This is a genomic window from Pantoea sp. JV6, assembly GCF_025910055.1.
Lineage (GTDB): Bacteria > Pseudomonadota > Gammaproteobacteria > Enterobacterales > Enterobacteriaceae > Pantoea > Pantoea agglomerans.
The window spans coordinates 621,080-639,353 of the sequence record NZ_JAPCIM010000002.1 but is presented as its reverse complement, the minus strand read 5'-3'; the positions used below and the strand labels follow the sequence as shown (position 1 = coordinate 639,353).

The following is an 18,274-nucleotide window of genomic DNA, read 5'->3' as shown; positions in this document are numbered from 1 at the left end:
CGGCCTGAGCGATGACGGCTAACCTGAGCGTAACCGTCCGCGCGTCAGCACCAGCTTACTGTCACTCATGCGAGCCGCATTCTGAGCCACATGACAGTGCGTAATGGCAATCGCCAGCGCATCGGCGGCATCCGCCTGCGGGTTCGCCGGTAGCTTCAGCAGGGTTCGCACCATGTGCTGCACCTGACTTTTCTCGGCGCTGCCGATGCCAACCACGGTCTGTTTTACCTGACGGGCGGCATACTCAAACACCGGCAGATCGTGGTTTACCGCGGCAACAATCGCGGCACCACGCGCCTGGCCGAGCTTCAGTGCGGAGTCTGCATTCTTCGCCATAAACACCTGTTCAATGGCGAAGAAGTCGGGTGAAAACTGCGTAATGATTTCACAGACGCCCGCATAAATCAGCTTCAGACGGGCGGGCAACTCGGTGGTATTAGTGCGGATACAGCCGCTGCCCAGATAAGTGAGCTGGCGGCCAGTCTGACGAATAACACCATAACCGGTGATGCGTGAGCCGGGATCAATACCCAGGATAATCGACATTACGCCTCTTTGGTTAAAGTGATTACGGTAGACGCCATTACAGCGTTTCCGCTACCTCGTCGGAGATTTCACCGTTGTGATAGACCTCCTGCACATCGTCGCAATCTTCCAGCATGTCGATCAGACGCAGCAGTTTAGGTGCGGTTTCCGCATCCATCTCTGCTTTGGTGGTCGGGATCATTGCCACTTCTGCAGTGTCCGCTTTCAGGCCGAGCGCTTCCAGTGCATCACGCACCGTACCCATCTCTTCCCATGCGGTGAAGACATCAATCGCGCCGTCGTCATAGCTGACCACATCTTCTGCGCCCGCTTCCAGAGCCGCTTCCATCACCGCATCTTCATCCTGACCCGGCGCATAGGAGATCACGCCTTTTTTGTTGAACAGGTAAGCCACGGAGCCGTCGGTGCCGAGATTCCCGCCGGTTTTGGTGAAGGCGTGACGCACTTCGCCCACGGTACGGTTACGGTTGTCACTCAGGCATTCAATCATGATGGCCGAGCCGCCAGGACCGTAGCCTTCATAGATGATGGTTTCCATGTTGGCATTGTCATCGCCGCCCACACCACGCGCGATAGCGCGATCCATGGTGTCACGCGTCATATTGTTCGCCAGCGCTTTATCCATTGCTGCACGCAGACGCGGGTTTGAGCCCGGATCGCCGCCGCCCAGCTTGGCCGCCGTCACCAGCTCACGAATGATTTTGGTGAAGATTTTGCCGCGCTTGGCATCCTGCGCCGCTTTACGGTGTTTGGTGTTTGCCCACTTACTGTGTCCTGCCATTTTAAATTTTCTCCGATCTTTTACAGGGTGCAGGCTATCCTGCTTGCGAGCCTGTTTACCGTCCGTACGCATACAGGTGACTGACAACCTGAATGCCCCGAGGGCGAGCGTCGCGAAGCATCCTCACGTACAAGCGTACGCTGACGACGTCGCGCGGGCGGTGAACAACCTCACGGTGCCGATTACGCCTGACTGTTCAATATGTTGGTGAAGTCCTGTTAAAACTCACCAGATTCATAAAATTTAATCTATCCGCCGCCGGAATACCGGGCGATGGCGAGCATTCAGATAAATTCTTCAATTGCCTGGCGGTTACTCCATGATCGGGTTAATGCTGCAGCGTCAGCGGGTGCCAGCCAGCGAAACGCCAGATGCTCGGTGAGCATCACATCGCGCTCCGTTGGCAGTTGCAGGCGAAACCAGTGCTCGTGATTATGAGTGACATCAGGGGCGTAGCGATGGCGGAAATGGGGAAAGATTTCAAAGTCGATCTGACGCTGACAATCCTCCACCTCCAGCCGCTCGGCCAGCACGTCGATGCCGATTTCCTCATTCACTTCACGACACGCGGTCGCCAGCGGTGACTCTCCCGCCTCCAGGCTGCCGGTGACCGACTGCCAGAACGTGGGATCGTCACGCCGCTGCAGCATCAACACCCGGCCAGTATCGCGCGCCGAAATGACGACCAGCACTGAAACCGGGTGTTTATAGCCCATTATTTATTCTCAGGCTTTTCTTTTTTAACGACCTGAATGCCGAGCTCCAGCAGGGAAGCCGGATTAGCTTCGCTTGGCGCTTCGGTCATCATGCAGGCGGCCGCCGTGGTTTTCGGGAACGCAATGACGTCACGAATATTATCGGTGCCGGTCAGCAGCATGGTCAGACGATCCAGACCAAAGGCCAGGCCCGCATGCGGTGGCGTACCGAACTTCAGCGCATCCAGCAGGAAGCCAAACTTCTCACGCTGCTCATGCTCTTCGATACCCAGAATGCTGAACACCGTCTGCTGCATTTTGCCGTTGTGGATACGCACTGAACCGCCGCCCACTTCATAACCGTTGATCACCATGTCGTAGGCATTCGCCACGGCACGGGTTGGATCGGCGGCCAGCTCTTCTGCGCTCATCTCTTTTGGCGCCGTGAACGGATGGTGCATCGCAGCCAGACCGCCCTCTTCGTCCTCTTCGAACATCGGGAAGTCGATTACCCACAGCGGTGCCCAGGCTTTCTCATCAGTGATGTTCAGCTCGCGGCCCACTTTCAGACGCAGCGCACCCAGTGCATCCGCGACCACTTTGGCGCGATCGGCACCAAAGAAGATAATGTCGCCATCCTGAGCGCCGGTGCGGCTCAGAATGCCTTCCACGATCTCCGCATTCAGGAATTTGGCAACCGGGCTCTGCACGCCTTCCAGGCCGTCAGCACGGACGTTAACCTTCATCCACGCCAGACCTTTGGCGCCGTAAATCTCCACGAACTTGCCATATTCATCAATCTGCTTACGGCTCAGCTGTGCACCGGTCGGCACGCGCAGCGCGGCAACACGGCCCTTTTCATCGTTAGCCGGACCAGAGAAGACCTGGAACTCCACGTTTTTCAGCAGGTCGCCGACGTCCACCAGCTCCATCGGGTTACGCAGATCCGGTTTATCAGAACCGTAGCGATGCATCGCTTCCGCAAAGGTCATCTGCGGGAACTCGCCGAGGTCAACGCCCTGCACGTCCTGCCACAGATTGCGGATTAAACGCTCCATGATTTCACGCACCTGTGGCGCGGTCATAAAGGAGGTTTCCACGTCGATTTGGGTAAATTCTGGCTGACGATCGGCACGTAAATCTTCGTCGCGGAAGCATTTAACGATCTGATAGTAGCGGTCAAAACCAGACATCATCAGCAGCTGTTTAAACAGCTGAGGTGACTGCGGCAGCGCATAGAATTTGCCTTTATGTACCCGGCTTGGCACCAGATAGTCACGCGCGCCTTCCGGCGTCGCTTTGGTCAGCATCGGGGTTTCGATATCCAGGAAACCTGCGTCATCCATAAAGCGACGAACGAAGCTGGTGATTTTTGCGCGGGTTTTCAGACGCGTCACCATCTCAGGGCGACGCAGATCCAGGTAGCGGTACTTCAGGCGCGCTTCTTCGCTGTTGGTCTGATTCGAGTCCAGCGGCAGTGGCTCAGAGCGGTTAATAATAGTCAGTGCCTGGGCAAACACTTCCACTTCACCGGTCGCCATGTCGCTGTTTTTGTTCTTCTCATCACGCGCACGCACGGTACCGGTGATCTGGATACAGAATTCGTTACGCAGTTCAGAAGCCAGCTTAAATGCGTCCTGGCGATCGGGATCAAAAAACACCTGCACGATGCCTTCACGGTCGCGCATATCGATAAAAATCAAACTGCCCAGATCGCGACGGCGGTTTACCCAGCCGCAAAGCGTGACTTGCTGACCCACATGAGACAGATTGAGCTGTCCGCAATATTCTGTACGCATAACACTATCCTTTTAACTTCGCCGCTGCATCTGACAGCATCCGGCCGCGTTACCTGTTGCGATGCTGTCGCAAAAATGGCGGTCATTATAATGGAAAAAGCCAGACAGGATAAGCAGATCCGCGCCAAAGCGCCGATTTCCTGTGTGCATTTGCCCCCCAGCCTGACCATAGCGGATAATGGGGTATCTTAATCTGCAGCCAGGAGCGCGCGTGACACTTCGTATTGGCCTGCCCCAGTGGCAGCATTCACACTGGAAACGCTGGGGCATCGAAAGCCTGGCGGACTATGCCCGCTATTTCCATTGTGTAGAGGGAAATACCACGCTTTATGCGCTGCCGAATCCGGAAACGGTGATGCGCTGGCGCGATATGACGCACGATGCGTTTCGCTTCTGCTTTAAGTTTCCCAATACCATCAGCCATCAGGCGGCGCTGCAGCACAGCGATGACCTGCTGACCGATTTCCTGCGCCTGATGGAGCCGCTGGCCGATCGCATCGGTCAGTACTGGCTGCAATTGCCTGCCAGCTTCTCCCCGACGCAACTCGACGACCTGTGGCGCTTTCTCGACAGCCTGCCGCGCCGTTTTCACTATGGCGTCGAAGTCCGCCATCCTGCTTTCTTCGCTAAAGGGGATGCTGAACGGGCGCTGAATCGCGGCCTGCTGGCGCGCGGCATCAATCGCGTGATGCTCGACAGCCGTCCGGTTCACGCCTCCACCTCGCAAAGTCCGGCCGCGCTGGTGGCCCGCGCGCAGAAGCCCCGGGTGCCGCCTCATGCGCTGCGAACCGGCTCACAGCCGATGGTGCGGTTTATCGGCAGCGATAGCGTGGAAGAGAGCGTGCCGCTGTTTCAGATCTGGCGTGACAAACTGACAGAATGGCAGCAACAGGGCGACGCCATGCTGTTTCTGCACACGCCCGATATGGGCCAGGTCTTTCCGCTGGTGCAGGCACTCTGGCCGCAGCTGCAGCAGATCGATCCGGCTATTGGCAATGGACCGGACTGGCCGCAGCAGACGTCACTGTTTTGATTCCTGCCCAGGACAGCAGGCTGTGCGCCCGTTAGAATAGAAGCATTATGGACAGTCGCAGGGGTGGCAATGGTTAGCGCGTTATATGTGGTGATGGGTGCATTACTGGTGATGAAATTCACGCTGGACGTGGTCCGCTATCGCCGATTCTACCGTGTGGCGTATGGCGATGGCGGCTACCACGACCTGAAAATGGCGATTCGCATTCACGGCAACGCCATCGAAACCATTCCGCTGGCGCTGTTTCTGCTGGTAATGATGGAGATGAACGGCGCCGATATCTGGATGGTGCATCTTACGGGTCTGCTGTTCTTTATCAGTCGCCTGCTGCACGCCTGGGGTTTGCGCAGCAGCGCAATGGCAGGCCGCAAATATGGCATGCTGCTGACGCTGTTTTCCCTCTGCGGCATGGTGATTTTTAACCTGATCTATATGCCGTGGGAACTGGTGCTGACGCTGCATTAAGCTGGCCTGGGTTAAGGGGTGCAGCCCGCCCCACTTTCTGCGAGAATAGCGCCCTTTCCGTCGTCTCTTCGGATTTTCGATATGTCTGACCGCGATCAACTCTTCTCAGCGCCCATTGCAAAACTGGGCGACTGGACTTTTGACGAGCGTGTAGCTGAAGTCTTTCCTGACATGATTCAGCGCTCGGTGCCGGGCTACTCCAACATCATTTCGATGATTGGCATGCTGGCAGAACGTTTTGTTACCCCGGACAGCAAGGTTTATGACCTGGGCTGCTCGCTGGGCGCGGCCACCCTGTCGGTGCGCCGCAATATTCAGGTGCCGGGTTGCCAGATCATTGCAGTGGATAACTCCCCGGCGATGGTGGAGCGCTGTCGTCGCCATCTTGATGCGTTTCGCGCGGACACACCGGTAACGGTGCTGGAAGCGGATATCCGCGACATTGAGATTGAAAACGCCTCTCTGGTGGTACTCAACTTTACACTGCAGTTTCTGGAACCGCCTGCGCGTCTGGCGCTGCTGGAAAAGATCTGGCAGGGACTGAAACCGGGCGGCGCGCTGGTGCTGTCAGAGAAATTCAGTTTTGAAGATGCCGAAGTCGGTGAGCTGCTGTTTAACATGCATCACGACTTCAAGCGCGCCAACGGCTACAGCGAACTGGAAATCAGCCAGAAACGCAGCATGCTGGAAAATGTGATGCTGACTGACAGCGTTGAAGCTCATAAAGCCCGTCTGAAACAGGCCGGTTTCTCGCACGCCGAACTCTGGTTCCAGTGCTTTAATTTTGGATCTCTGGTGGCGTTGAAATGATCGACTTTGGCCGTTTTTATCAGCAAATTGCGGTGGGACCGCTGGCGAAGTGGCTGGAAGTGTTACCGGCGCAAATCAGCGAGTGGCAGCGTGAAAACCTGCATGGGCACTTCCGCGACTGGTACAAGTCGCTGGAGTATCTGCCGCTGCTGGAGCCTCAAAAGCTTGACCTGCTGCACAGTGTTACTGCCGACCGCGATGACATCAGCGATCGCCATCGTCAGGGTATTGAGAAGTTACTGCGCAACCTGATGCCGTGGCGCAAGGGGCCCTATTTCCTTTATGGCACCCACATCAACACCGAATGGCGTTCGGACTGGAAGTGGGAGCGCGTACTACCGCACATCTCTCCGCTGGCCGGCCGCACAGTGCTCGATGTGGGCTGCGGCAGTGGCTATCACATGTGGCGGATGATTGGCGCGGGTGCCCATCTGGTGGTCGGCATCGATCCAATGCAGCTGTTCCTGGTGCAGTTCGAAGCGGTGCGCAAGCTGCTGAACGACGATCGCCGGGCGCATATGCTGCCGCTGGGCATTGAGCAGTTACCGGTGTTGCAGGCGTTCGATACCGTGTTCTCGATGGGCGTGCTCTATCATCGCCGTTCGCCGCTGGATCACCTGTTACAGCTTAAGAATCAGCTGGTCAGCGGTGGCGAACTGGTGCTGGAGACGCTGGTGATTGAGGGCGATGTGAATCAGGTGCTGGTGCCTGGTGAGCGATATGCGCAGATGCGCAATGTCTTCTTCATTCCGTCAGCTGAAGCGCTGAAAAGCTGGCTGGAAAAAAGCGGCTTTGTCGATGTCCGGATTGTCGATTTCGCCCTCACTACCACTGAAGAGCAACGCCGCACCGACTGGATGACCAGCGAGTCTCTGGCTGAATTCCTCGATCCCGATGACCCCAGCAAAACGGTCGAGGGCTATCCGGCGCCTCTGCGCGCCGTGCTGGTCGCCACCAAACCGTAATGCCCTAGCGGCGAGACAACGCCAGTTTCGCCGCAAATCCTATAAACACGCAGCCGGTCAGGCGATCCATCACCTTCAGCACCCGCGGTTTGCGCAAATGACCGGCGAAATAGTGGCTGCCGCCAATCAGTACCGCATTCCAGATCAGCCCCAGCAGCATGTGTGCCAGCGCCATCAGACTACACCAGAGCGCCACCGACGCCCCCGCCGGGATAAACTGTGGCAAAAAACTCACATAGAAGATGCCCACTTTGGGGTTTAGCAGATTGCCAAGCAGCCCGCGGCTGAAACAGGCAAGATAGCCCTGTTGCAGCGCCGGTTGTTGCGAGTCGATTGCTGCCTGGCGGGGTTTCAGCAACAATTTCAGCCCCAGATAAAGTAACCAGGCGGCACCCAGCCACTTAAGCAGGTTATAGGCCATTTCGGAGGCCAGCAGCAGCGCGCCTAAACCGAATCCCACCGCGACACCCCAGACCAGACAGCCAAGCGTGATACCCAGTGCCGTCACGCTGGCGCGCTTTGCACCCTGAGCGACTGCTGAGCGCAGCACCAGCGCAGTATCAAATCCCGGCGTCAGCGTCAGTATGGTGATGGCAAACAGAAATGAAAACAGCGTGGTGGTCATGGCGTTCTCCCTGGAGGTAACAGCCGGTCAGCAGCGTATGGGTGTCCTGCCAGCGTAACAGGCCCGTCGAATTATCTCACCCTGGACACTCTCCCTGTTCGTCAGCGTGTGCCAGGCTAAGGGCGGTTTAACTTCATATTAAGGAGCTGTGATTATGAGTAAATTTATCTTCTCTTCACCCCGTAAATATGTGCAGGGCGCGGGCGTGCTGGATGAGCTGGGCCCCTACGTGGCCGAACTGGGTGATAACGCTTTCCTGGTCGCGGATGATGTCGTCTGGAAATTGATTGGCGAACGCGCCCAACAGGCGCTGCAAAAGGCGGACGTTACCTTCAACTGGCACCCGTTCAACGGCGAGGCGTCGAGCAATGAGATCACCCGTCTGAGCCAGCTGGCGAAAAACCAGGGCTGTAATGTGGTTGTCGGACTGGGCGGCGGCAAAACGCTGGATACGGTTAAGGCGGTGGCGGATGAGCTGAAGCAGCCGGTAGCCATCGTGCCTACGATCGCCTCCACCGATGCCCCCTGTAGCGCCCTGTCGGTCATCTATTCTGATAGCGGCGTATTTGAGAGCTATCGCTTCTACAGCAAAAATCCTGATTTGGTGCTGGTGGACACCGCAGTCTGCGCCAGTGCGCCAGCACGACTCTTTGCCTCCGGCATTGCCGATGGACTGGCGACCTGGGTTGAAGCGCAGGCGGTGGCGCGTTCGCATTCAAAATCGATGGTCAATGGTGATCCGACAATTGCCGGACTGGCGATTGCCCGTGCCTGTGAAGAAACGCTGCTTACATGGGGTTACAGCGCCTATGTTGCCGTCACCCAAAAACGAGTGACGCCCGCCGTGGAAGCGGTGGTTGAGGCGAATACGCTGCTATCGGGGCTGGGCTTTGAAAACGGAGGGCTGGCAGCTGCGCACGCTATTCATAATGGGTTCACCGCGATTGATGGTGATATCCACCATCTGACCCATGGCGAGAAAGTCGCCTACGGCACACTGACGCAGATGGTGCTTGAGAAGCGTCCGGATGAGGAAATTGCGCGCTATATCCGCTTCTATCGCGCGATCAACATGCCGACCACGCTCCGGGAGCTGCATCTGGAAAATGAGAGCTGGGAGAATCTGGTCAAAGTGGGTGCACTGGCGAACAGTGAGGGCGACACGCTGAAAAACCTTAATCCAAACCTTTCACCGGAAGATATTGCAAACGCGCTGCTGGCGCTGGATGCCTTTAGTCAGACGGTTAAATAGTCACACGACTGGCGATCATCCGATCGCCTTTTACTCCGCCGCCGCTGGCTGGTCCCAGTACTCATATTTGTAGGCGGAACTGAGATGGCGCTCAATAGTGCCGCGCGTGAAGATTTCGGTCTCGTGCAGATAGCTCAGGGTACAGTTACCCACCTGATCCCAGGACTGACACTCATCTACTGACCGGATGGTGCTCAGCGGTGTGGTCGCCGTGCCGTTGAGCCGCACTTCACGCCATTGGGGATCGTAGGTATAACTGTCGGTGCTGCGGGCCGATGTGGTGCGGGTCACCAGACCTTGCGGATTCCAGTGGTAATGATTTTCACCGTTGGTCAGGGGATCGCTGCCGCGTGCCACGCTCTTCTCCAGCCTGAACTGCCGATCATAACGGTAAGTCGTGTCGGTAAAGCCGCTTTTACCCATGCTGGTAAACCTGTCGGAGGCGCTGGTAATGTTGCCATGCTGACCTTTCTGCCAGTTAATCGTCCCCTGTCGGTTATCGACCACCACCTCTTTGCCCTCTTTCAGCACTTTTACCAGATACGCATATTCCGCCACCCAGCCGCCCTGCACGCGGGCAATGTGTTGCTCCATGCTGAGAATAACGTTGCGCTCACTTTTGTCATAGCTGACGTCGGCAACCGTCAGATCGCCACAGGCGTCAAACTGCCCCAACACCCGCTTTTGCGAGTTCACATCTTTACCAAACTCGCCCGCAACCACCTGCTTGACCGCGCCTTTCGCATTCCCGCCCAGCAAAATCAGGTTATTGCTGTTAGCCACAGCAATGTTGTTCGGGCTACATGCGCTGGCGGCAGCGCTGCCACTGCAGAGAGCAGTCAGGATCAGAGTCAGGACAGCAATCGGATTGGGTTTCATAGGATCTTTTCCAGGCGACGTTGCTTTCAGTGTAAACGCTGCGGTGATGAACAGCGGCAATCTGTGAAGATTTCAGCCTGCATCGCCCTTTAAGAACCGAAGAGGCGACACGGCATCAGCATAACGAAGAAAGCGAGTGATTACTTTGCTGCCGGGCCTGAAAGTCCTGGATGACATGTAATGATTAATATGGGGCAGGTCATTTTTATCGAGCCAGGCGAAAGAGTGATAACTTCGCTGCAGCCGGATATTAGATCCCTCTGACATCAATAACATGCCAGAGAAACGCAAAAAGATTTAGCCGGGACGGCGTGTGCTTTACACAAAAAGAACCCCAGCAAGGATACTGGGGTTTGGTACTTGCAAACACCACGTCAATGATCGGCGTGCTGCGCGGCAAAATCTGTTGTGGTTCAGGCGACCCGAACGGTGCTCATCTGCATCACGCTTTTCATCGCCTCAACCACATCGCCGTCTACACAGTAGCGGCTGAACTCGTCAGTCTCGGCTTCTGAACACATGGAGACCCCCGCTTTGCGGTAGCGCATCGGCGACGCCACCAGGCGGCTGGCCGAGCTGTGAACTTCATCAATCCCCATGTCGAGAAACTTTTGCAGGTTGCTGAGACGTACCCCGGCACCCGCCATAATAATAGGACCGGTGCTGGCCTCATTTAGTTCCCTGAGTAATGCAATTCCGTTTTCAGCGCTCTGCTGCTGACCGGATGTCAGAATACGCGCCACACCCAAATCGGTTAGTTCTTCCAGCGCACGCTTGGGGCTGTGACAGAGATCGAAGGCGCGATGAAAGGTTACGGCCAGGCCGTCACACAGCGCCATAATCTGCCGCATCTGACCATGATGAATGTGAGCATCTTCATCCAGCATCCCAATCACCAGACCAGGAAAACCGAGCTCACGGATTAACGCCACATCCGATTTCATCGCTTCAAATTCGCGTGCGGTATAACAAAAATCGCCACCACGTGGCCGGACAATAGGATGAACCGGAATCGAAACTTCTTGCCGGGCGGCATTCAGCATCCCCGCAGACGGGGTCAGGCCGCCTTCACGCGGTGCGGCACAAAGTTCAACCCGATCGGCACCCGCCTGTTGTGCGGTCACAGCGCAATCCACGCCATAGCAGCAAATTTCCAGTGTGGTCATTCTCTTCTCCTTTACATGACTCTGGTTCAAGGCAGATTCATCAGTTAGTCTGGCTGCTGGAATGAGTTTACCGGGAAAGTTAACTATGGCATTCAATTTCGACCAACGGATAGACCGTCGTCACAGCGATAGCCTTAAATGGAACAAATATGCGGACCAGGACATTCTGCCGTTGTGGGTGGCAGACACCGATTTCCGATCGCCTGACTGCGTCATCGATGCGATTAAAACCCGTGCCGAACATGGGATTTTCGGCTATGGCGACACGCCAGTTGAATTTATCGATAGCGCGATAGCCTGGCTCGCCTCACGCTATCAGTGGCACGTTAATCCGGAATGGATTGTGGTTTTGCCGGGTGTCGTAAGCGGTCTGAATCTGGCAGTGCGCGCTTTCACCGCGCCTGACGAGCTGACGATTGCGCCAACACTCATCTATCCGCCGTTTCGCGGTGCAGCAAAACTGGCAGAGCGCGGTCAGATCACGCTGCCACTGACGCTGCAAGAGGGACGCTGGCTGCTGGATCTGGCTGCGCCGGAAGGTCAGCTGGACGATAAAGCGCGGCTGTTAATGCTGTGCAACCCGCAGAATCCGGGCGGCACCGTCTATCGCCGCGAAGAACTGCAGGCGCAACTGGAATTGGCGCAGAAGCACGATTTGATTGTCTGTTCCGACGAGATCCACAGCGATCTGCTGCTGGAACCCGGCGTTAAGCACATACCCTTTGCTTCACTGAGCGAAGATGCAGCCCAGCGTAGCGTGACGCTGATGTCGCCCTCAAAGTCCTTTAATATTGCCGGTCTGGGGGCTTCCATCGCCATCATCCCCAACGCCGGGCTACGCGCGCAATTCAACCGGGTACGACGCGGCATTGTGCCGGATGTTGATATTCTGGCACTCACGGCAGCAGCAGCGGCATGGCGCGAGGGTGAGCCCTGGCTGAATGCGCAGAATGCCTATCTGCGCAGTAACCGTGACTGGCTGGTGTCGCAGGTTAATAAGATGACCGGCCTATCACTCGCCTCGCCGGAAGCGACCTACCTGGCCTGGATCGACGCCAGCGCGCTGGGTGTGGCCAGCCCGGCGCTCTATTTTGAAAAGCACGGGCTGGGCTTAACCGCCGGACGTGAGTTTGGCAATGACCAGTTTGTCCGGCTCAATTTCGGCTGTACCCGCGCGCTGCTCGACGAAGCCGTTGCGCGCCTGAAGCGTGCGTTAGCCGCCCGCCTTTAGTTCTGTTCGCTGGCGACAATCTCCTCCAGTCGCCACGGATGGAACTTGATTGTCGTCTGCCCATCCGTTACCGCCAGGGTCGGATTGGGCAGGCGCTCATTCTCGCCCTGCGGTGAACTGGTTTTAAATGAAATACCCGGCTGCGTCAGCGCCTCATCTGACAGCAAGGCCATCGCGCGCACGCCCAGCGTCTGATGATCGCCGCGTAACACCACCTCAATATGCTCCCAGCCTTCATGGCGATAACGCTTTTCACCCGGCCATGGCAGTTCAACCACATCAATCTGCCTGCCTGCGACAATCAGCGGGTCATGGAGTTTAAACAGGCAAATCTGCCTGCCGTTGATCATCGCCGCCGAAAACTGCGTGCCAATCTGCTGCAAACCTTGCTGCCAGCGTATCGCCGTCGTGTCCTGATGGCAACGCACCGCGATATGGTCCACTTCCAGATCGGTAAGACGCAAACCGAGCCGCTGCGCAAAACTTTGCAACGATTCTTCAAAACGTACTAAATCTGTCTTTAAATCATCCAATTCTGCCGGAAAAGTTCTCGTCACTACCCCAGTTCCTCTCAATTTGTTTAGCATTTATAACCCGCCTGGCTTTTGGCGCGCCGCGTGCTGAGCATCACATAATGATAAGATTCATCTTATTTGGCCCGAAATTTAACGCTAATCCTTATAATAACATCTTTCATTTCGGATTTATCTCCTGTTTAGGACCATGAGTTCCTTGATGAAAGCATGTTAACTATATGATTATTATCAACTTCTTTAATACAATAAGATAACTCTCATTTACCTGGCAAACAATTGCAGCCCACCCCGCCTTCCTATAAATTTGACCTAACACAACCAAAAGGAATGGCTCTATGTCTATGCTCATCGTTGTCGCTGTCCTGATCGCACTGATGGGATTTGCAATCTCCCGCCATTGGAAGGTGCGTGAAGATAAAAGCGTAAAGAACCCACGCCGTCATCTGCGACGTCGTTAATGCTTCAGGGAAACATCTTATTCAGCTCTGTTTCCCCGCTTCATCCAACTGCTGACGCCCACTGACATTTCACGTATACTTTTCCCCTCATTTTTTTCCGTTTTGTCTGCCCCATCCGTTTCTGCCTCTCCGTGACGCGATGCGCTCAGGCAAGATGATGACAGCCCGGCTTTCTGGTCCGGGCGTTGCTCAGCACATGAAGGTAACTCGGTGAATATTCAGGCACTTCTTTCCGCAAAAGTCAGTCAGGCAATGGTTTTAGCCGGCGCACCCGCCGATTGCGAACCCCAGGTTCGCCAATCCGCCCGGGTTCAGTTTGGAGACTATCAGGCCAACGGCATTATGGCCGTGGCGAAAAAGCTGGGACAGGCACCGCGACAATTAGCGGAAACGGTGATTCAGCACCTCGACCTGACCGGCATCGCCAGCAAAGTCGAAATTGCCGGGCCGGGCTTCATCAATATCTTCCTTGACCACAACTGGCTGGCCAGTCATGCCCGGGAAGCGCTGCGTCTGCCGCGCCTTGGCGTGCAACTGGCCGAGCCCCAGACTATCGTCGTCGACTACTCTGCGCCTAACGTTGCGAAAGAGATGCATGTGGGCCACGTCCGCTCCACCATCATTGGTGACGCGGCGGTGCGTACGCTGGAGTTTCTCGGACATAAAGTGATCCGAGCGAACCACGTTGGCGACTGGGGAACGCAGTTCGGTATGTTGATCGCGTTCCTGGAAAAGCAGCAGAATGAAGATCATGCAGAGATGGCGCTGGCCGATCTCGAAGGCTTCTACCGTGAAGCCAAGCGCACTTATGATGAAGATCCTGAGTTTGCCGAGCGCGCACGCAGTTATGTGGTGAAATTACAGGGCGGCGATGACTATTGCCGCCAGATGTGGAAGAAGCTGGTCGACATCACCATGAGTCAGAACCAGAAAATCTATGACCGCATGAACGTCACGCTGACGCGCAACGATGTTATGGGTGAAAGTCTCTATAACGATATGCTGCCTGGTATCGTCTCCGATCTGAAACAGAAAGGCTTAGCGGTAGAGAGTGAAGGTGCGACCGTGGTGTTCCTGGATGAATTCCAGAACAAAGAGGGTGAACCGATGGGCGTCATCATCCAGAAAAAGGATGGCGGCTACCTCTACACCACCACCGATATCGCCTGTGCGAAATATCGTTACGAAACGCTGAAAGCCGATCGTGTGCTCTATTACATCGACTCACGTCAGCATCAGCATCTGGTTCAGGCCTGGACTATCGTCCGCAAAGCGGGTTATGTGCCGGAATCTGTTCCGCTGGAGCACCATGCGTTCGGCATGATGCTGGGCAAAGATGGCCGTCCGTTCAAAACCCGCAGCGGCGGCACCATCAAGCTCTCCGATCTGCTGGATGAAGCCTATCAGCGTGCCTACACGCTGGTGCGTGAGAAGAACCCGGAGATGAGCGAAGCGGAAGTGAAAACGCTGGCGGAAGTGGTTGGCATCAGCGCGGTGAAATACGCCGATCTGTCAAAAAGCCGTACTACCGATTACATTTTCGACTGGGACAACATGCTGGCGTTCGAAGGCAACACCGCGCCTTACATGCAGTATGCCTATACCCGCGTACTCTCCGTGTTCCGCAAGGCGGGCATTGATGCCGATTCGCTGGATGCGGAGATTGTGATCAGCGAAGAGCGTGAAGCGCAGCTGGCCACCCGTCTGCTGCAGTTCGAAGAGGTCATTACTCAGGTCGCTCGTGACGGCACGCCACACGTGATGTGTGCCTATCTCTACGATCTGGCCGGTCTGTTCTCCGGATTCTACGAGCACTGCCCGATTCTCAACGCAGAATCAGACACAACCCGTCTGAGCCGACTGCAGCTGGCCGCGCTGACCGCGAAGACGCTGAAGCAGGGCCTGGATACGCTGGGCATCGACACCGTCGAGCGCATGTAACCTCTTAAACGGAGAGGGGTTTCCCTCTCCGTTGCTGAATTCGTATATCCGCTCTGATCCCCCAAATCTTCGCAGCAGGATGGTGTTATGTCTGTAGCCGCGCACCTCATCAGCAGCCACCTTCCCACCATAAAACAGTTACAGTGCTTTCTGGCTGTTGCGCACGAGCTGAATTTTCGCCGGGCCGCAGAACGTCTCAGCATGACGCAACCTCCGCTGACCCGTCAGATTCAGAGTCTGGAAGATCTGCTGGGCCACTCGCTGTTCAGCCGCACGACCCATGAGGTAACGCTCACCGATTCTGGCCGTGCGCTGGTCGCGAAGGCGGAAGCGATCCTGACTGCGCTGAATGCCCTGAAGCAGGATGCGCAGCCCGCAGCGGCACGGCTACGCATCGGGCTGACCCGCACGCTGAACTTTGAACTGATTGCGCCACTTAACCGGCTGCTCGCCGCTTTTCATGCCAGCGAAGAGATGGAGATGCCCCGCCTGACCTCCCCTCAGCTTTTGCAAAGCCTGGCCAAAAACAGTCTGGATTTAATACTTACCGGAGAAAAGGGGTCGGATGCGGAAGAGACCGTTCAGTACACCTGGGTTTACCGTGAGCCGCTGCTGATTGCCATACCGTCGGCGCATCCTGCCAGTGTGGCGGAACGGGTCTCGCTGGAAGCGCTGGCCGATCTGCCGCTGTTCTGGTTTGCCCGCAGCGCCAATCCGCTGTTTTACGATAAATGCGAGCGCTACTTCGCCACGCTCAGCGTCACGCTGAAACGGGTGAGAGAGCCGGACGATTCCCTGCTGATGCTGTCACACATCGCCAGAGGAAAAGGGTTCGCCCTGATGCCGCAGTCAAAATGCACCTTTAATCAGGCAGGTCTCTGTTACCGCCCGCTGACAGAAGATGCGGCACAGCAGCTGGCGATTGATGTTTACGCGGCGATTCGCGCCGATGAAAAAAATGAGGCGGTTCTTAATGCGCTGAGAGAACTCTCTGATCCCGGGGATGCGATAAAGTCCGCATGATGCTGCATCGCTGAAACGCAGCGAAGCATCCCCCTCTTCTTACTTGTTAATCCCCGCTCAGCCTGTTGCTGCGAGCTTAGTGTATCGGCATGCCGGATGTATCTCTGAAGCCCTTTCATCCGCCTGATACCTTTTTTGCATGACGGAAAGAGCAATTCATTGCATTCACGCGGAGTGAAACAATCGCGTCTCACTTACGAGGAGCGACAATGAAAAAGCGAACGTTAACTCAGGGTCTGGACGTCAGCGCAATCGGCTATGGCGCGATGGGGCTCAGCGAATTTTATGGTCAGACCGATGACCGTCATTCCCTGCAACTGCTCAGCCAGCTGCGCGATCTGGATATCACCTTTATCGATACCGCCGATCTTTACGGGCGCGGTCACAACGAGCAGTTGATAGGTCAGTTTCTTGCCGGGCTCAATCGGGCCGAACGGCTTAAGTTCACCGTGGCCACCAAATGTGGCATTGAACGTCCTGCTGATGCGGCCTATGCCCGCACCATCAACAATCAGCCGGACTACATTACCCGCTGCTGCCATGAATCATTGAAACGGCTGGGCGTTGAGCGTATCGATCTCTTTTATCTGCACCGGATCAGTCCGGCGACACCGATTGAGGAGAGCATGCAGTGTCTCAGCCGTCTGGTGCAGGAGGGAAAGATTGCCCGGATTGGGCTGTGTGAAGCGTCGGCTTCAACGCTGAATCGGGCGCAGGCGATCCATCCGCTAGCCGCACTGCAGACGGAGTATTCACTCTGGACGCGTGACATTGAAGAAGAGATTCTCCCTATGGTGAAAAAGCTCGGTATCGGACTGGTGCCCTATTCGCCGCTGGGCAGAGGATTCCTGACGGGTAAATACCGTAAAAACAGCGATTTTGCCGAGGGTGATTTCCGCAAAAACAATGACCGTTTCCGGCAGGAAAATATCGATCACAATCTCCAGCTTCTTAACGCGGTGACGCCACTGGCTGAGAAATATCACGCCACCACCGGGCAGATTGCGCTGGCCTGGCTACTGGCACAGTATGACAAAATTGTGCCGATACCGGGCACCAAACAGATCGCTTACCTTACTGAAAACGCGCAGGCCGCAGATATCGAGCTGGAAGAGGAAGATATCGCGATGCTGAACGCTGTTCATCAGCAGATTGAAGTTAAAGGCGGTCGCTACTCTGAGGAGGGAATGAAGGGGGTGAACGCCTGAATACAAACTACGCACTTGCGCACTGTGCATCGGTGCGTTAAATTGTTTTCAGTGTGATACAGGGAGGTAATGAGGTGGCGACGTTAAGGAATATTGAAAGTTTCAGGGATGACTGGCTTAAGGATTATTTTTTATATGGCAAATTTTCCAAAAGAATACCGTCAAGCCTCTCATCAGCGCTGGCGCGAAAGCTCGACATCATCAATGCGGCGATTAGCTATAAGGATTTAAAGTCGCCGCCAGGCAATCGTTATGAGGAACTAAACCCGCCTCTCAAGGGATATGCTTCAATCAGGGTCAATGAGCAATATCGGCTGATCTTTAAATGGATAGAAGGTAAGGCCGTTGACCTTTATCTGGATGCTCATAGCTATAAAACGCACAAGCGATGAAAACTGAGTCTGGCTGCATCAGGCGCTGTAAGACAGCATGTAACACATCAACCTCTGTCAGTAATAAAGAGAGCAAGACTATGAACCAGGCGACCCGCAAACCGACCACTGTCGGTGACGTATTACTTTACGAATATCTGGAGCCAACCGGCCTGAAGATTCTCGACTTAGCGGAGATGCTAAAAGTGCACCGCAACACGGTCAGCGCCCTGGTCAACAATAACCGGAAGCTGACGCCGGATATGGCTTTCAGGCTGGCTGCAGCCTTCGAAACCAGCGTTGAGTTCTGGCTTAATCTGCAAAACAGTGTCGATATCTGGGAAGTGATGCATGATGCCAGGGCACAGGAGGAGATCAGTCGCGTAACACCGTTGAAGGATTTTCTGGTGCAGAAAGAGAATCAGCTGGCGTGAAAAGCTTTATAACGCACTGGTCATGACGGGATTTGAAACGGGCCAATTATCTGTCA

General features: G+C 55.6%; 20 protein-coding genes. 12 read left to right on the top strand and 8 right to left on the bottom strand.

Annotated features, from left to right (window positions below; all coding sequences use genetic code 11):
• Positions 1-18: 18 nt before the first annotated feature.
• From ruvC to aspS, 4 genes are all read right to left on the bottom strand, one after another.
• Positions 19-546: a crossover junction endodeoxyribonuclease RuvC gene (ruvC, locus tag OK412_RS03575; RefSeq protein ID WP_003849205.1), complete on the bottom strand. Its 528-nt coding sequence runs from the start codon at positions 544-546 to the stop codon at positions 19-21.
• Positions 547-583: 37 nt separating this feature from the next.
• Complete coding sequence (locus OK412_RS03570) at positions 584-1,327, bottom strand: YebC/PmpR family DNA-binding transcriptional regulator (RefSeq protein ID WP_010258633.1); 744 nt, start codon at positions 1,325-1,327, stop codon at positions 584-586.
• 284 nt (positions 1,328-1,611) lie between these two features.
• Positions 1,612-2,043 (bottom strand): dihydroneopterin triphosphate diphosphatase, encoded by a 432-nt coding sequence (gene nudB / locus OK412_RS03565; protein ID WP_010258628.1) that lies wholly within the window; start codon positions 2,041-2,043, stop codon positions 1,612-1,614.
• Positions 2,043-3,821, bottom strand: a complete 1,779-nt coding sequence (gene aspS, locus OK412_RS03560; RefSeq protein ID WP_010670804.1) for an aspartate--tRNA ligase — start codon at positions 3,819-3,821, stop codon at positions 2,043-2,045. Before aspS ends, nudB begins: the two co-directional genes overlap by 1 nt.
• Before the next feature lie 211 nt (positions 3,822-4,032).
• Here aspS and OK412_RS03555 point away from each other — a divergent pair, with 211 nt between their 5' ends.
• The 4 genes from OK412_RS03555 to cmoB all read left to right on the top strand — a co-directional run bounded on the left by OK412_RS03555 (position 4,033) and on the right by cmoB (position 7,094).
• Complete coding sequence (locus OK412_RS03555) at positions 4,033-4,854, top strand: DUF72 domain-containing protein (RefSeq protein WP_010670805.1); 822 nt, start codon at positions 4,033-4,035, stop codon at positions 4,852-4,854.
• 69 nt (positions 4,855-4,923) lie between these two features.
• Positions 4,924-5,319 (top strand): MAPEG family protein, encoded by a 396-nt coding sequence (locus OK412_RS03550; RefSeq protein WP_010258617.1) that lies wholly within the window; start codon positions 4,924-4,926, stop codon positions 5,317-5,319.
• An 81-nt stretch (positions 5,320-5,400) separates the two neighbouring features.
• Positions 5,401-6,129, top strand: a complete 729-nt coding sequence (gene cmoA / locus OK412_RS03545) for a carboxy-S-adenosyl-L-methionine synthase CmoA (RefSeq protein WP_010258614.1) — start codon at positions 5,401-5,403, stop codon at positions 6,127-6,129.
• The gene (cmoB, locus tag OK412_RS03540) at positions 6,126-7,094 is read left to right on the top strand and encodes a tRNA 5-methoxyuridine(34)/uridine 5-oxyacetic acid(34) synthase CmoB (RefSeq protein ID WP_010258611.1); all 969 of its coding nucleotides are present in this window, start codon (positions 6,126-6,128) and stop codon (positions 7,092-7,094) included. Before cmoA ends, cmoB begins: the two co-directional genes overlap by 4 nt.
• Before the next feature lie 4 nt (positions 7,095-7,098).
• On the opposite strand, the gene OK412_RS03535 is transcribed toward cmoB, so the two are convergent.
• Complete coding sequence (locus OK412_RS03535) at positions 7,099-7,719, bottom strand: LysE family translocator (RefSeq protein ID WP_033757930.1); 621 nt, start codon at positions 7,717-7,719, stop codon at positions 7,099-7,101.
• 154 nt (positions 7,720-7,873) lie between these two features.
• Here OK412_RS03535 and OK412_RS03530 point away from each other — a divergent pair, with 154 nt between their 5' ends.
• Complete coding sequence (locus tag OK412_RS03530) at positions 7,874-8,971, top strand: glycerol dehydrogenase (protein ID WP_264352691.1); 1,098 nt, start codon at positions 7,874-7,876, stop codon at positions 8,969-8,971.
• 30 nt (positions 8,972-9,001) lie between these two features.
• Here OK412_RS03530 and OK412_RS03525 read toward each other — a convergent pair whose 3' ends face one another.
• On the bottom strand, positions 9,002-9,850 hold the full coding sequence (locus OK412_RS03525) for a hypothetical protein (protein ID WP_052270587.1): 849 nt from the start codon (positions 9,848-9,850) through the stop codon (positions 9,002-9,004).
• A gap of 413 nt (positions 9,851-10,263) precedes the next feature.
• Positions 10,264-11,016: a copper homeostasis protein CutC gene (gene cutC / locus OK412_RS03520; RefSeq protein WP_010258601.1), complete on the bottom strand. Its 753-nt coding sequence runs from the start codon at positions 11,014-11,016 to the stop codon at positions 10,264-10,266.
• Between the two features lie 85 nt (positions 11,017-11,101).
• Here cutC and OK412_RS03515 point away from each other — a divergent pair, with 85 nt between their 5' ends.
• Positions 11,102-12,247 (top strand): MalY/PatB family protein, encoded by a 1,146-nt coding sequence (locus OK412_RS03515; protein ID WP_264352690.1) that lies wholly within the window; start codon positions 11,102-11,104, stop codon positions 12,245-12,247.
• Here OK412_RS03515 and OK412_RS03510 read toward each other — a convergent pair.
• Positions 12,244-12,804: a VOC family protein gene (locus OK412_RS03510; protein ID WP_033769295.1), complete on the bottom strand. Its 561-nt coding sequence runs from the start codon at positions 12,802-12,804 to the stop codon at positions 12,244-12,246. The genes OK412_RS03515 and OK412_RS03510 overlap by 4 nt on opposite strands.
• A 314-nt stretch (positions 12,805-13,118) precedes the next feature.
• Between OK412_RS03510 and OK412_RS03505 the strand changes: the two genes are divergently transcribed.
• From OK412_RS03505 to OK412_RS03480, 6 genes are all read left to right on the top strand, one after another.
• Positions 13,119-13,241 carry a hypothetical protein gene (locus OK412_RS03505; RefSeq protein WP_009089698.1) on the top strand — a complete coding sequence of 41 codons (123 nt, stop codon included), beginning with the start codon at positions 13,119-13,121 and terminating at the stop codon, positions 13,239-13,241.
• A gap of 210 nt (positions 13,242-13,451) precedes the next feature.
• A complete protein-coding gene (gene argS / locus OK412_RS03500) occupies positions 13,452-15,182 on the top strand; it encodes an arginine--tRNA ligase (RefSeq protein ID WP_264352689.1) in 1,731 nt (576 codons plus the stop codon).
• An 87-nt stretch (positions 15,183-15,269) separates the two neighbouring features.
• Positions 15,270-16,205, top strand: coding sequence for a LysR family transcriptional regulator (locus OK412_RS03495; RefSeq protein ID WP_264352688.1), 936 nt, complete (start codon positions 15,270-15,272; stop codon positions 16,203-16,205).
• Positions 16,206-16,414: 209 nt separating this feature from the next.
• On the top strand, positions 16,415-17,413 hold the full coding sequence (locus OK412_RS03490) for an aldo/keto reductase (protein WP_264352687.1): 999 nt from the start codon (positions 16,415-16,417) through the stop codon (positions 17,411-17,413).
• Between the two features lie 74 nt (positions 17,414-17,487).
• Positions 17,488-17,805 (top strand): type II toxin-antitoxin system RelE/ParE family toxin, encoded by a 318-nt coding sequence (locus OK412_RS03485; RefSeq protein WP_010670815.1) that lies wholly within the window; start codon positions 17,488-17,490, stop codon positions 17,803-17,805.
• Between the two features lie 80 nt (positions 17,806-17,885).
• Positions 17,886-18,218, top strand: a complete 333-nt coding sequence (locus OK412_RS03480; RefSeq protein WP_010258577.1) for a HigA family addiction module antitoxin — start codon at positions 17,886-17,888, stop codon at positions 18,216-18,218.
• Positions 18,219-18,274: the final 56 nt, after the last annotated feature.